This window comes from Cellulomonas cellasea (assembly GCF_030372105.1).
Classification (GTDB): Bacteria; Actinomycetota; Actinomycetes; order Actinomycetales; family Cellulomonadaceae; genus Cellulomonas_A; species Cellulomonas_A cellasea_A.
Map to the genome: position 1 here is coordinate 22,323 of NZ_JAUDBQ010000004.1, position 13,552 is coordinate 35,874.

Consider the following 13,552-nt stretch of genomic DNA (forward strand, 5'->3'; position numbering starts at 1 on the left):
CGGCGCCGCGGCCCCGAGCACTTCCCTGCACCCGCCCCACCCAGAGAGAGCACCCCGATGACACCTGAGCAAGCGACGTGGTTCGCCGAGACGTTCGGCACTCTCGTGGACAACGTGGGCCGGGCGGTGCTCGGCAAGGAGCACGCGGTGCGCCTCGCCATGACGGCGATGATCGCCGAGGGCCACCTGCTGCTGGAGGACGCGCCGGGCACCGGCAAGACGTCGCTGGCCAAGGCCATCGCGGCGACTGTGCAGGGCACCCACCACCGCATCCAGTTCACGCCGGACCTGCTGCCCAGCGACGTCACCGGCGTGACCATCTACGACCAGGGATCGGGGCGCTTCGAGTTCCATCCCGGCCCGATCTTCGCGTCGGTGGTGCTGGCCGACGAGATCAACCGGGCCTCGCCGAAGACGCAGTCCGCGCTGCTCGAGGTCATGGAGGAGGCGCAAATCACCGTCGACGGGGTGACGCACCCGGTGGGCCGCCCGTTCATGGTGATCGCGACGCAGAACCCCATCGAGCAGGCGGGCACCTACCGGCTGCCCGAGGCGCAGCTCGACCGGTTCCTCATCAAGACGTCCCTGGGCTACCCGGACCGGGCGTCGGCGGTCGAGATCCTCGCGGGCGCCAAGGACCGCACGACGACGCTCAAGCCGAAGATCACCACGCATGCCGTGGGCGACATGGCGCAGCTCGCGACGACGGTGCACATCGACGCCGCCGTGCTCGACTATGTGGCGCGCCTGCTGGAGGCCACCCGCGAGGACGCGCAGACGGCACTCGGCGCCAGTGTGCGCGGAGGCCTGGCGCTGGTGCGCTGCGCGAAGGTCTGGGCCGCGTCCGAGGGGCGCTCGTACGTGGTCCCGGACGACGTGAAGTCGCTCGCCTCCCCGGTGCTCGCACACCGCCTCATGCTCGACACCGAGGCGGAGTTCGCCGGTGTCACCACCACGCATGTGCTCGACCGGATCGTCGCCGACACCCAGCCCCCGGCCCTGCGGGCGGTCTGACGGTGCCACGGATCAGCCCTGTCGGCTGGGGAGCCCTCGCGGGCGCCCTGGTCGGCGTCGTGCTCGGCCGGTGGCTCGGCTGGCTCGAGCTCGCGGGCGCCGGGGCGGCGCTGGCCGTGGCGGTGGCGGTGTCGTTGCTCATGACCGTCGGGCGCGACAGGTACGTCGTGGACTTGTACCTGGCCGATCACCGGGTGCGGGTGGGGGAGCGCGCCGTCGGGCGGCTCGCGGTGCGCAACACGGCCCGGCACCGGTCGCTGCCCGCGCGGATCGAGCTGCCCGTCGGGGCGGGCGCGGCGGAGTTGGCGCTGCCGTCGCTGGCCAGCGGCGAGGAGCATGAGGACCTGTTCGCGATCCCCACGACGCGGCGCGCCGTCGTCGTGGTGGGGCCGGTGCGCTCGGTGCGCGGCGACCCGCTGGGCCTGGCCCGCAGGCGGCTGCGGTGGACCGAGCCCGCCGAGCTGTTCGTGCACCCCGAGATCGTCTCCCTGGCGGGCGCGAGCTCGGGCCTGCTGCGCGACCTCGAGGGGCAGTCCACCCGCGACCTGTCCGACAGCGACCTGTCCTTCCACGCGCTGCGCGACTACGTGGCCGGCGACGACCGCAGGTACATCCATTGGCGCACCACCGCCCGACGTGGCGCGCTGATGGTCAAGCAGTTCGAGGACACCCGCCGCACCCAGACCGTCGTGGCGCTGTCCACCGACCCGCGCGACTACGCCGACGACGACGAGTTCGAGCTGGCCGTGTCGACTGTGGCCTCGCTCGGCGTCCAGGTGCTGCGCGAGGAGCGCGACCTCGCCGTGCTCGCGGGCCCAGGACGGCTGCGGGTCGAGACCCCGCCGCGCCTGCTCGACGACTGCGCCGCGCTGGCCCTGGCGCTCGGCACCGCTGGCGCGGGGGACCTGGGCCGACGCATCGCCCGCGACACCCCGGAGGCGTCGGTGGCCCTGCTGGTCGCGGGCTCGACGCCCACGGTGGCACAGCTCCGCGCCGGGGTGCGGCATGTGCCCGTCGGCACCCGCACGGTCATGATCACCTGCGCTCTGGGCGCCGAGGTGGAGGTGCGGACGCAGGGCTCGCTGACCCTCGCCACGCTCGGCGGCCTCGACGACCTGCCCCGGGTGCTGCGCAGGGCGCTCGGATGAGCGCCGTGGTCGCGCGCACCGGCTGGCGGGCCGCTGTGGACGTGGTGGTGCTGGTCAGCGCCATGGCGGTGGCGTTGATCCCGCTCATTCCCGTGTACGGCGCCGCCGCTGCCGTGCCGGCCATCGCCGGTGGCCTGGTGCTGGGCGCCGGGGTGGCCGTGCTGGGCGCGCTGCGGCGCTGGTCGGCGATGACCGTCGTGGCGGGGCTGGTGCTCGCGTACCTGCTGTGCGGCGGGGCGTTCGCGGCGCCGTCGACCACGATCGCGGGGGTGCTGCCGACGGCCGACACGCTGCTGTCGCTGGCGGCCGGCGCGGCGACGACCTGGAAGCAGGTGCTGACGTTGCAGCCGCCGCTGGGCGCTGCCGCGAACTTCCTCGTCGTGCCGTTCACGTCGGCGCTGGTGGGCTCGGCGGTCGCCACGGCGACGACGCTGCGGGCACGCCGCCCGGCGCGCGCGGCACTGGCGGCCGTGGCCCCGATGGCCGTGCTGGTGCTGGCCGTGCTGCTCGGCACCCGGCAGACATTCGCGCCCGTCGCCGCGGGGGTGGCGTTGGGCGTGGTCCTGCTGGGCTGGGCCTCATGGCGCGGGGGCCTGCTCCGGGCCCGGCGGGTCGTCGCGGTGGTCTCGCTCGTGGGCCTCACCGTGGCCGGTGGGATGGCCGGCGCCCCGCTGGTCGTCGGCGACACGCCCCGGTTCGTGCTGCGCGACGAGATCGTGCCGCCGTTCGACCCGAGCGCGTACCCGAGCCCGCTGTCAGGCTTCCGCAAGCTCGTCAAGGAGAAGGACGTCGAGCTGTTCACCGCGAGCGGCCTGCCCGCCGGGGCCCGGGTGCGGCTGGCCACCATGGACCGGTTCGACGGCGTGGTGTGGAACGTGGCCGGGGACGGGTCCGCCGCGGCCTCCGGCGAGTTCCGGCGGGTGGGCGAGACGATCGACACCTCGGCCAGCGGCGAGCAGGCCCGCGTGCGGATCGAGGTGCGCGAGCTCGCCGGGGTGTGGCTGCCGACCGTCGGCCAGGCTCGGGCCGTGGAGGTGGAGGGCGCCTCGGACGCCGATCTGCGCTACAACGACGCGACCGGATCGGCGGTGCTCACCAGCGGGCTGCGGCCCGGCCTGTCCTACACCCTCGACGTGGTGGTGCCGGACGAGCCGTCGGACGAGGTGGTCGGCGACGCCAGCGCGGCGTCGGTGGTCGTCCCGGGCGTCGCCTCCGTCCCGGACGCCGTCGCCGTCGCGGCCGCCTCGGTGGCCCGCGACGCCGGGACCCCCGTGCAGATCGCCCGCAGCCTGGAGAAGGCGCTCACCGAGGACGGCTACTTCAGCCACGGGCTCAGCGGCGACTACCCGTCGCTCTCCGGCCACGGCGCCGACCGGCTCACGTCGCTGCTGGGCGGCGACCTGATGGTGGGCGACGGCGAGCAGTACGCGTCGGCGATGGCGTTGATGGCCCGCCAGATGGGGCTGCCCTCGCGCGTCGTGATCGGCTTCGTGGCGCCTCAGGACCGCGTGGAGGACGCCGCGGCGAGCCGTGACGCCGAGCCTGACGCCGACGCCATCACGTTCACCGGCGACGACGTGGAGGCCTGGGTGGAGATCGCGTTCGCCGGGCATGGCTGGGTCGCGTTCGACCCGACGCCGCCGCGCGCGCAGACCCCGCAGGAGGACGCGACCACCAAGCCGTCCGACCCGGAGCCGCAGGTCGTCCAGCCGCCCCCGGCGCCGCCCGAGCCCGACTCGCCGCCGGAGGACGACACCGAGCAGCCGCAGGCCCAGGATCCGGACCCCGAGCCGGACAACCGGCCGCTGTGGTGGCGTGTGCTCCTGGTCGCCGGGGTGGCCACTGCGCCGCTGCTGCTGCTGGCGAGCCCGTTCCTCCTGGTCGTGGCCCTGAAACTGCGTCGCCGCAGGCGCCGTCGGCGTCACCCGGACGCGGTGGGCAGGGTGGCTGGCGGCTGGGACGAGGTGCTCGACGCGGTGCACGACCTCGGCCGGCCCACGTCGCCACTGGCCACCCGCCGGGAGACGGCGCAGGCCCTCGCGGGCTCGTTCGCCGACCGCGCGCCGGAGGCGGGGGCGCAGGTCGCCGCCATCGTCCGGGTCCTCGCCGAGGAGGCCGACGCCGTGGTCTTCGGGCCGGACACGCCAGGCGACCACGTCGCCACGGCCTACTGGTCGCGGGTCGACGCCGCGCTCGCCCGTCTGCGGGCCAGCGTCTCGCGTCGGCGGTGGTGGCGGTCCAGGGTCTCGCTCGCCTCGGGTCGTGAGCGTCGTCGTCGGGCACGGCGCGACCGGGCGCGCGGCCGGCCGAAGGCGGGCGCCCATGGCGCCGCACCACACGAGGCCCGTCGTAGCGCGCAAGTCGATCAGGAGGCACGCATCCCATGACCGCCGCTTCGCCGCGCTACCTGGTGCCCGCGCCGTCCGCGCCACTCGGCAGGCGCTTCCTCGCGGGCGTGGTGGACGCCGCGCTCGTCGCGCCGGTGGCCCTCGTGCCGCTCGGCTCGGTGCTCGCCGTGTGGGCGCAGCAGCTCACCGACTCCGGGTGGGACGGGCTCGACTGGTCCCCGCGCGTGCTCGGCCCGCTGGGGGCCGCGACATTCCTCGGCCTCGTGCTGCTGACGGCGCAGTGGTGGGCGCATGGCTCGCGTGGCTGGACGGTGGGCCGGCGCCTGCTGGGGCTGCGCACCGTCGACGTGCGCACGGGAGACCCGATCGGCATGTGGCGCGCCCTGCAGCGCTCGGTGCTCATCGCGGGCGGCTCCTTGGCCTGCCTGGTGGGGCAGTTCGTCATGCTGGCCTCCCCGGCGTTCGACAGCTCGGGCCGCCACCGCGGCTGGCATGACAAGTTGACGGGGGCGGAGGTCGTGGACGTCCGTGGCCGCGCGGCGGCCCGCCGCCCGGCCTCACGCGGGGGATCCACGTCGGGCCGCCAGCGGCCCGAGCGTGTGGAGCTGTTGCCCGTCGACCCGGAGCCTGTGGCCGAGCGTGGCCTCCCGGTCGCCCCGCCGGCCGTGCCGGACACCTGGGCGGCGCTGGGCCTGACCGGGTCGTCGCCGTCGTCCGGCGAGGAGGACGCGCACGCCGCCGCCTCCCGGCGGCTCACCGCGCTCCTGGCGGACCGGCACGGCCCGGCGACCGGTGCGCTCGTCCTGCCGCCGCTGCGGGAGCCGGGCGTGGCCCCGGATGTCGACACCCGCCTGATGGAGGTCGTCCGCCCGGTGCAGTTCGCCGCCAGCCCTGTCGACGACACGCTCGACCCGGAGCTCGAGGTGACCCGGCGGTCGCCCGTCCGGACGCGGGAGGCGCTCGAGGATGCGGCGCCGGAAGCCGACGCCGACCCGACAGGCGCCGAGATCGAGCTGCATGACGGCCGTCTGGTGCGGGTCGTCGGCACTGCGCTGATCGGCCGGAACCCGGTCGCCTCGGACGGCGCGCAGGTGGTGCGGGTGGTGGACCCGGGCAGGTCCGTGTCCAAGACGCACCTGCAGATCGGGATCGACGGCGGCGCCGTCTGGGTGGCCGATCGCGGCTCCACCAACGGCACCCTCGTGACCTTGGCCGACGGCCAGCAGATCGTGTGCGGCCCCGAGCAGCATGTGCGGCTCCCGGTGGGGGCGACTGTCTCCTTCGGCAACTGCGGATTGCGCCTGGTCCGAGGCCCGCGGGTGCGTCAGCAGGCCTAGAATCGCCCGTATGGCACTGGCGCCGTTGAACCGCATGGCTGCGGTCGAGCTCGTCGAGGACGACCACTCGATCAGCGGTCCGGCACGCGATCCGCTCCACCCGGGCGACTCGACATCCTTCGACGACCCGTCCGACGTGCCGCGCTCGCGTGGCGCCGGGCGGGCGGCGCTCCGTTGGTGGCCGGTGGCTGTGCCCGTCGTCCTCGCCCTCGCCGTCGGCTCGGCGCTGTCCGCGCGTGGTGAGAGCGAGCGCCTCGAGCGGCTCGCCGCCGTCCCCGGCCTCCTGCGGCCCCTGGACGGGGCGCCCGTCGAGCTCTGGCGGAGCCCGGTGGGCGCCGGCGCCACGGCGTTCGCGGCGGGCGGCGGGCTGGCGGTGCTCAGCGGCCAGGACGGCTCCTGGCAGGTCGCCTCATTCGACGCGCGGACCGGCGAGGAGCGCTGGGCGACCAGCCTCGTGGCCGGGTCGACCGTCGCGGCGGAGGCGCAGGGCCCCGACTGCCCCAGCGCGAGCGCCGACGTCGGGGCCTACGTCGTGTGCCTGGTGCGGACGCCGCCGCCCGTCTACGCCGGCGCCGAGGGCACGGCGACGCCCGCGGCGCGGGTCGTGGCCTTGGACTCCGCGGACGGCTCGGTGGCCGGCGAGTGGGAGGTCGCCGACGAGGTCACGCTGATCGAGCGGCGCGGCGACGACGTGGTGCTCGTGACGGAGGACTCCGACGGGTTCTTCCGCGCGGCGTTGCGCGACCCGCTGACCGGCGTCGCGGAGTGGGAGTACAAGAGCCGCCAGTCCATCGGCTCCGACGTCTACGTCAGCAGGCCGACGGCTGTGGTCACCACCGAGCATGTGCTGCTGGGCGGGTACGGCACAGCGGTCCTCGACGCGCAGGACGGCGCCGAGCTCTACTGGGCCACGAACCTCGCGTTCGTCCTGGCGAGCTCCGACGGCGAGCGGTTCGGCACCTGGTCCACGGCGCGCGGGGGAGCGCTGCACGGGTCCACGGGCCGTCGCCTCCGGGACATGCCCTCCCTGCCTGCCCGGCCCCCGGTGGACGACGGCACCGCCGACGACCTCGTGCTGCTGGACGCGGGCCGTGAGATCAGCGCGGCCACCGCGTTCGGCGGCGAGCAGCTCTGGACGATCGGCACGGACCTCGACCCGGCGGTGATCGTGGACGGCCAGCTCATCTTGGCGGCGCCTGGCCGGCAGCTGAGCGTTGACGCCCATTCGGGCGAGGTGGCGTGGGATATCGAGACGGACTTGAGCCTGCCCCCGGTGTCGGACGGGTCGCTGGTGCTCACGGCCGAGCTGGGCGTCGACGGCGAGCCGGTGCTCGTGGCCCGGGGGATCGCGGACGGCGTGTCGTACTGGTCCACGCCGCTCCCGCACGGGACCACGCTCGTCTCGGTGGAGGGTGGGAACCTGCTGGCCTGGACGGCGGACGAGCTGGTCGTCCTGGGGTAGGAGCCCACGGCGCGCCGCGGGCTCACCTGGCGCGTGCCGCCGGAGTACAGTGGCCGAGTGCTGAAGCTCGAGCTGCTCCTTCTTCTTCGCCGCGGCGAGGCCTAGTCAGGCCGCATCCTCGCCGCGGTGTTCGGTGTGCCGGCTGCTTCCCACCGACCAGCGAAGGATCCTCGATGAGCTACCACGACCGCACTCCCCAGCAGCCCTCCGGCATGCCCGTCCACAAGTACGCGCCGTTCCACGAGCAGATCACCGTCGACCTGCCGGACCGCACCTGGCCCACCCGCCGCATCACGAAGGCCCCGCGCTGGTGCGCCGTCGACCTGCGTGACGGGAACCAGGCCCTGATCGAGCCGATGAGCCCGGCGCGCAAGCTGCAGATGTTCGAGCTGCTCGTGCAGATGGGCTTCAAGGAGATCGAGGTCGGCTTCCCCTCGGCGTCACAGACGGACTTCGACTTCGTCCGGATGCTGATCGACGAGGGCCGGATCCCCGACGACGTCGTCATCCAGGTGCTCACGCAGTGCCGCGAGCACCTGATCGAGCGCACCTACGAGGCGATCGCCGGCGCCAAGCAGGCCATCGTGCACCTGTACAACTCCACGTCCACGCTGCAGCGCCAGGTGGTGTTCCGCTCCGACGAGGACGGCATCGTCGACATCGCGGTGTCCGGCGCGCAGCTGTGCAAGAAGTACGAGCAGACGGTGCCCGGCACCGAGGTGTTCTACGAGTACTCGCCCGAGTCGTACACCGGCACCGAGCTGGAGTTCGCCGCGCGGATCTGCAACGCGGTGCTCGACGTGCTGGAGCCGACGCCCGACCGCAAGGTCATCATCAACCTGCCCGCCACCGTCGAGATGGCCACGCCCAACGTGTACGCCGACTCGATCGAGTGGATGGGCCGGAACCTGCGCTACCGCGAGAACGTCATCCTCTCGCTGCACCCGCACAACGACCGGGGCACCGGTGTCGCCGCCGCCGAGCTGGGCTACCTGGCCGGCGCGGACCGCATCGAGGGCTGCCTGTTCGGCAACGGGGAGCGCACCGGCAACGTCTGCCTGGTGACCCTCGGGATGAACCTGTTCAGCCAGGGCATCGACCCCGAGATCGACTTCTCCGACCTGGACAACGTGCGCCGCACCGTGGAGCACTGCAACCAGCTGCCGGTGGGCGAGCGGCACCCGTGGGGTGGCGACCTGGTCTTCACGGCGTTCTCGGGCTCGCACCAGGACGCCATCAAGAAGGGCCTGGACGCGATGGAGGCCGAGGCCGCCGCGTCGGGCCGCGACGTCGACGACCTGGTCTGGGCGGTGCCGTACCTGCCGATCGACCCCAAGGACGTGGGGCGCTCTTACGACGCGATCATCAGGGTCAACTCGCAGTCCGGCAAGGGCGGCATCTCGTACCTGATGAAGTCCGAGCGCGACCTCGACCTGCCGCGCCGTCTGCAGATCGAGTTCTCGCATGTGGTGCAGGCGCACACCGACACCCACGGCGCCGAGGTCACCGCCGACGAGCTGTGGCAGATCTTCAACGACGAGTACCTCCCCGTGGAGCCGGGCGGCCCGCTGGCGGCGTGGGGGCGCCTGCGCCTGCGCGGCATGCGGATGACCAGCTCCGAGGAGGGCACCGTCACGCTCTCGGTGGACGTCGCCGACGGCGGCGAGCCGCGCACCCTCGAGGGCTCCGGCAACGGGCCCCTCGACGCGTTCCTCGACGCGCTGGGCTCCCTGGGCGTGCGGGTCTCGGTGCTGGACTACGCCGAGCACGCGCTGTCCTCCGGTGGGGACGCGACGGCTGCCGCGTACGTCGAGTGCGCGGTCGGCGACCAGACGCTCTGGGGCGTCGGCATCGACCCGTCCACCACGACTGCCTCGCTCAAGGCGATCATCTCCGCGGTGAACCGCGCGCAGCGCTGACCCGCAGCACCTCGGCGAAGGCCGCCGGACGCACCCGCGTCTGGCGGCCTTCGCCGTGCTGCGCCGGGCGCACTCATTCGGGTGACGTTCCGCCGAGACCCTGCAGAGCGGGCCACGCGCGCCGATGAGCATCGAGGAACATCGTGCGCGGCGCGTCTGGTGATGCGGGGAGACGGGGTGGGCACCATCGGGGCAGAGCTCGTGGCGACCTCCGAGTTCGGCGTGTTCGACCTCGTGGCCGATCGCGCCTACTGGGAGTTCCTGCACGGGAACCCCCCAGCGGCGCTGCTGCTGTGCGCGCACGGGATCACGCTCGCCGAGCTGGCGGGCGACGAGGCGACGGTCCGCTACCTGCTGTTCACCCGCGGGCAGTGCCTGATCGAGTTGGAGCAGGTCGACGCCGCCGTCGACTGCGCCGATGAGCTGCTGGCCCGCGCCGAGCGCGACGATGAGCCCTACTGGCAGGCGAAGGCCCTGGCGGTGCGGGCGCTCGCGCGGATCCGTGCCGGCGCCGCGATCGAGGTCATGGACCTGCTGGCCCGCGTGTGGAGCCTGGTGGGCGTCCCCGACGGGCGCCGGTACAACCAGGCGTCAGCCGTCGCGGTGCTGGCGAACGGGTTGCGGACTGCGGAGCTCTACGAGCAGAGCCATGCGCTGCTGCGCCGCCTGCACCGTCTGGTCCCGGCGGGCTTCGACGCCAACGTGGTGGCCCAGTCGATGCGGAACCTCGCCGAGTGGGGCGCCCGGCTGCTGGTCTTGGGCCTGGAGCGCGAGGCGTCCGCGACCTTCGCCGAGCTCGCGTCGCGCGTGCTGCTGCTGCGCCGCCTGGTGGGGGGCAACCGTGCCGCGGGCCCCGTCGACCACGCGGTCTCCGCCGATGCCGCGGAGATCGTCGCGATGGTCGGCCTGGGCGAGCCCCGGCGCGCGCTGGCCCTCGCCGAGCGGGCGGGCGCGGCCCTCGAGCAGTTCCGGGGGAGGCCCGAATGGGTGGCCGCGATGTGCGCGATCGGCCTGGCGCTGACGACTGTGGGGCGTTACGCGGAGGCGGAGGCGATGATGGCGCAGGTCCGCCCCGAGGTCGAGACGCGCGAACGCGAGGTGTGGCTGACCGCCGTCGACGCGGTGCTGCTGGAGGCGGCGCGCGGACGGCACGGCGACCACCCGGCGGCCGTGCAGGCTACCGTGATGTTCCGGCGGGTCGCGCGCCGCACATGGACCGATCGCGAGCAGCGCTTCGAGGCACTGCTCAGCAAGGTCCGCATCCAGGAGCTGGTCGAGCAGAGCGCCCGGGCGACTGCCCTGAGCGCTCTCGACGAGCTCACCGGGGTCGGCAACCGGCGCGCCATCCAGGACTTCGTCGCCGGTGGCGACGGGCCGCTGGCGGGGCTCTTCGTCGACGTCGACGACTTCAAGTTCGTCAACGACCAGCATTCCTACGTGATTGGCGACGCGGTGCTGGTGCAGATCGCCGAGCTGCTGAGCGACCTCGCCCGGGAGGACGACCTGGTGGCGCGTTTCGGCGGCGACGAGTTCGTGATCCTTCCCCCGCCGGGTGCGGCGATGAGCGCCGCGAGGCTGGAACGGCTCGGGCGGCGCATCTTGGCGGGCGCGCACGACGCCGACTGGAACGCGATCGCGCCGGGACTCGCGGTGACGCTCTCAGTGGGGGTCGCCCACGTGGGCAGCGCCGACGCCCTCTTCGACGGCCTCGGCCAGGCCGTGCGGGCGGCCAAGCGTGGCGGACGTGACCAGGTGGTCGTGCTCGGCGGATAATGTCCGGGTGAGCCTCTACCGCGACGAGGCCATCGTCCTCCGCACCCACAAGCTGGGCGAGGCCGATCGCATCGTGACCCTGCTGACCCGCACCCACGGGAAGGTCCGAGCGGTCGGCAAGGGCGTGCGCCGCACCACCTCCCGGTTCGGCTCCCGGCTCGAGCCGTTCATGCACATCGACGTGCAGCTCAACACCGGCCGCTCGCTGGACCTGGTCACCCAGGTGGAGACCATCGGGGCGTACGGGCGGCCCATCTGCGAGGACTACGCGCTGTACACCGCCGGGACGGTGATGCTCGAGACCGCGGAGCGGCTCGTCGAGGACGAGCACGACCCGTCGGTGCAGCAGTACTGGCTGCTCGTGGGCGCAGTCCGTGCGCTCTCGGCGCGCGACCACGCCCCCGGCCTGGTGCTCAACTCGTACCTGCTGCGCGCGCTGGCCATCGCCGGCTGGGCGCCCAGCTTCGCCGACTGCGCGCGCTGCGGCCGCCCCGGCCCGCACACGTCCTTCGCCGTGGCGCAGGGTGGGGCCGTCTGCCAGGCCTGTCGTCCGCCAGGGGCCACATCCCCCGCGCAGGAGACGTTCACGCTGCTCGCGGCGCTGCTCGCCGGCCACTGGGACGTCGCGGAGGCCAGCGCCGAACGGCACCGGCGTGAGGCGGACGGCCTCGTCGCGGCATACTGCCAGTTCCACCTCGAGCGCCAACTGCGCTCGTTGCCCATGGTCGAGAGGGTCTGATGCCGATCGCTCCGCCGCCGCACCCCAGCGGCGCCCGTCCCCCTGCCATCCCCGCGGAGCTCATCCCGCAGCACGTCGCGATCGTCATGGACGGCAACGGCCGTTGGGCGAACGCCCGTGGGCTGCCGCGCACCGCGGGCCACGCGGCCGGCGAGGCGTCGCTGCTGGACGTCGTCGCGGGCGCCATCGAGATCGGCGTGAAGCACATCTCCGCGTACGCGTTCTCCACCGAGAACTGGAAGCGCTCACCCGACGAGGTGCGCTACCTCATGGGCTTCAACCGGGACGTGCTGCGCCGACAGCGGGACACCATGAACGACTGGGGCGTGCGGGTGCGCTGGGCCGGACGGCGCCCGCGACTGTGGCGCTCGGTCATCAAGGAGCTCGAGGCCGCCGAGGAGCTCACCCGCGGCAATGACACGTGCACGTTGACGATGTGCGTCAACTACGGCGGCCGCGCCGAGATCGCCGACGCGGTGCGGGCCATCGGCGAGGAGGTCGCCGCCGGGCGTCTGGACCCGTCGAAGATCACTGAGAAGACCATCGCGCGGCACCTCGACGAGCCCGACCTGCCGGACGTGGACCTGTTCCTGCGCACGTCGGGGGAGCAGCGCACCTCCAACTTCATGATCTGGCAGTCCGCCTACGCCGAGCTCGTCTTCCTCGACGAGCCCTGGCCGGATGTGGACCGCCGGCACCTGTGGCGCGCCGTCGAGACGTATGCGCGGCGCGACCGGCGCTACGGGGGAGCCGTCGACCAGCCCGTCGCGTAGGCGGTAAGGCTGGACAGGGTGTCGGGGTCGGCCGCTAGCGTGCGGAGGATGACACTCACCGTGGAGATGATGACCTTCGACGCTCTCGACGCCCCGGCGCTGGCCCAGTGGTGGGCGGCTCAGACGGGCGGTGTCGTCCAGGACCCGGCGGACACGCCTTTCGTGGTGGTCGCGCCGGGGCCGGAGGGCGGCCCCGCGCTGGGCTTCCAGCAGGTGGCGGCGCCGACGCGGGGCAAGAACCGCGTGCACCTGGACCTCACGACGCCGGACCGGGTGGCCGAGGTGGCCCGGCTCATCGGGGTGGGCGCGAAGTTCGTGGCCGAGCACCGGGAGAACGGGCTCGCGTGGACGGTGCTCGCCGACCCGGAGGGCAACCAGTTCTGCGTCTCGGCCCCGCCTGCCTGAGCCCGTCAGTCGAGCGGGAGCCCTGCGGCGGGGACGGGGGCGTCGTCGGAGGCGTCGACGGCCCCGGCACGGCGCGTCGCGCGGCGCCGGAACCACCAGGCGGCGATCCCGGCGAGCGCGAGCGCGGCGGTGGCGAGCCCCCAGGGCGACTCGGCGGCGAGCGCCGCGGCGGCCCACACCGCCCCGAGCCCGACCGTGCCCCAGATGAAGGCCCAGGCGATGGCCCCGGGGATGGACGCGAGGGTGAAGCGCAGGTACGGCATGCGGGCGACGCCGGCGGCGACGAGCACGGCGGTCTGGGCGCCGACGGTCACGTAGGCGAACGTCACGGCCAGCGGGCCCCATCGGTGCACGGCCGCGGCGGCGCGCTTGGCGGGGACCGTGGAGCCCCACGCGGCGGCGCGCGCCCGGAGGGTCGTCCACCAGCGGGGGCCGCGGCCGGTGGCGGCGAGGCGGCCGGCGCCCACGGAGGCCGCCCTGCCCACCCAGTAGGTCAGGTGGGATCGGCACAGGACGATCACCACGAGCGCGATGATGACGAACCAGAAGGGGCGGCCACCCAGTCCGTAGGCGGCAGCAGGATCGTTCACGAGGGTCCAGTCTACGAGCGTTCTAAGGCCCCGGGATCAGGGCG

Annotated in this window: 11 protein-coding genes; 10 read left to right on the top strand and 1 reads right to left on the bottom strand. The window is 73.9% G+C overall.

All coding sequences use genetic code 11. The features are described from left to right. Nucleotides 1-57: 57 nt before the first annotated feature. The 10 genes from QUV83_RS05070 to QUV83_RS05115 all read left to right on the top strand — a co-directional run bounded on the left by QUV83_RS05070 (nt 58) and on the right by QUV83_RS05115 (nt 12,918). On the top strand, nt 58-1,014 hold the full coding sequence (locus QUV83_RS05070) for an AAA family ATPase (RefSeq protein ID WP_289563090.1): 957 nt from the start codon (nt 58-60) through the stop codon (nt 1,012-1,014). Nucleotides 1,015-1,016: 2 nt separating this feature from the next. Next, nucleotides 1,017-2,162 carry a DUF58 domain-containing protein gene (locus QUV83_RS05075; protein ID WP_289563091.1) on the top strand — a complete coding sequence of 382 codons (1,146 nt, stop codon included), beginning with the start codon at nt 1,017-1,019 and terminating at the stop codon, nt 2,160-2,162. Continuing rightward, nucleotides 2,159-4,549 (top strand): transglutaminaseTgpA domain-containing protein, encoded by a 2,391-nt coding sequence (locus tag QUV83_RS05080; protein WP_289563092.1) that lies wholly within the window; start codon nt 2,159-2,161, stop codon nt 4,547-4,549. The genes QUV83_RS05075 and QUV83_RS05080 overlap by 4 nt, the downstream gene beginning before the upstream one ends. Then, entirely contained in the window at nt 4,546-5,847 is a 1,302-nt protein-coding gene (locus QUV83_RS05085; RefSeq protein ID WP_289563093.1) for an RDD family protein, read from the top strand. Before QUV83_RS05080 ends, QUV83_RS05085 begins: the two co-directional genes overlap by 4 nt. 10 nt (nt 5,848-5,857) lie before the next feature. Further along, nucleotides 5,858-7,309 carry a PQQ-binding-like beta-propeller repeat protein gene (locus QUV83_RS05090; RefSeq protein WP_289563094.1) on the top strand — a complete coding sequence of 484 codons (1,452 nt, stop codon included), beginning with the start codon at nt 5,858-5,860 and terminating at the stop codon, nt 7,307-7,309. A gap of 173 nt (nt 7,310-7,482) precedes the next feature. Then, nucleotides 7,483-9,228: a 2-isopropylmalate synthase gene (gene leuA / locus QUV83_RS05095; protein WP_289563095.1), complete on the top strand. Its 1,746-nt coding sequence runs from the start codon at nt 7,483-7,485 to the stop codon at nt 9,226-9,228. Between the two features lie 177 nt (nt 9,229-9,405). Then, nucleotides 9,406-11,001 (top strand): tetratricopeptide repeat-containing diguanylate cyclase, encoded by a 1,596-nt coding sequence (locus QUV83_RS05100; protein WP_289563096.1) that lies wholly within the window; start codon nt 9,406-9,408, stop codon nt 10,999-11,001. 7 nt (nt 11,002-11,008) lie between these two features. Further along, nucleotides 11,009-11,740 carry a DNA repair protein RecO gene (recO, locus tag QUV83_RS05105; RefSeq protein WP_289563097.1) on the top strand — a complete coding sequence of 244 codons (732 nt, stop codon included), beginning with the start codon at nt 11,009-11,011 and terminating at the stop codon, nt 11,738-11,740. Continuing rightward, the gene (locus QUV83_RS05110; RefSeq protein WP_289563098.1) at nt 11,740-12,513 is read left to right on the top strand and encodes an isoprenyl transferase; all 774 of its coding nucleotides are present in this window, start codon (nt 11,740-11,742) and stop codon (nt 12,511-12,513) included. The genes recO and QUV83_RS05110 overlap by 1 nt, the downstream gene beginning before the upstream one ends. A 48-nt stretch (nt 12,514-12,561) precedes the next feature. Further along, nucleotides 12,562-12,918: a VOC family protein gene (locus QUV83_RS05115; RefSeq protein ID WP_289563099.1), complete on the top strand. Its 357-nt coding sequence runs from the start codon at nt 12,562-12,564 to the stop codon at nt 12,916-12,918. A 5-nt stretch (nt 12,919-12,923) separates the two neighbouring features. Here QUV83_RS05115 and QUV83_RS05120 read toward each other — a convergent pair whose 3' ends face one another. Further along, complete coding sequence (locus QUV83_RS05120; protein ID WP_289563100.1) at nt 12,924-13,508, bottom strand: DedA family protein; 585 nt, start codon at nt 13,506-13,508, stop codon at nt 12,924-12,926. Between the last annotated feature and the right edge of the window lie 44 nt (nt 13,509-13,552).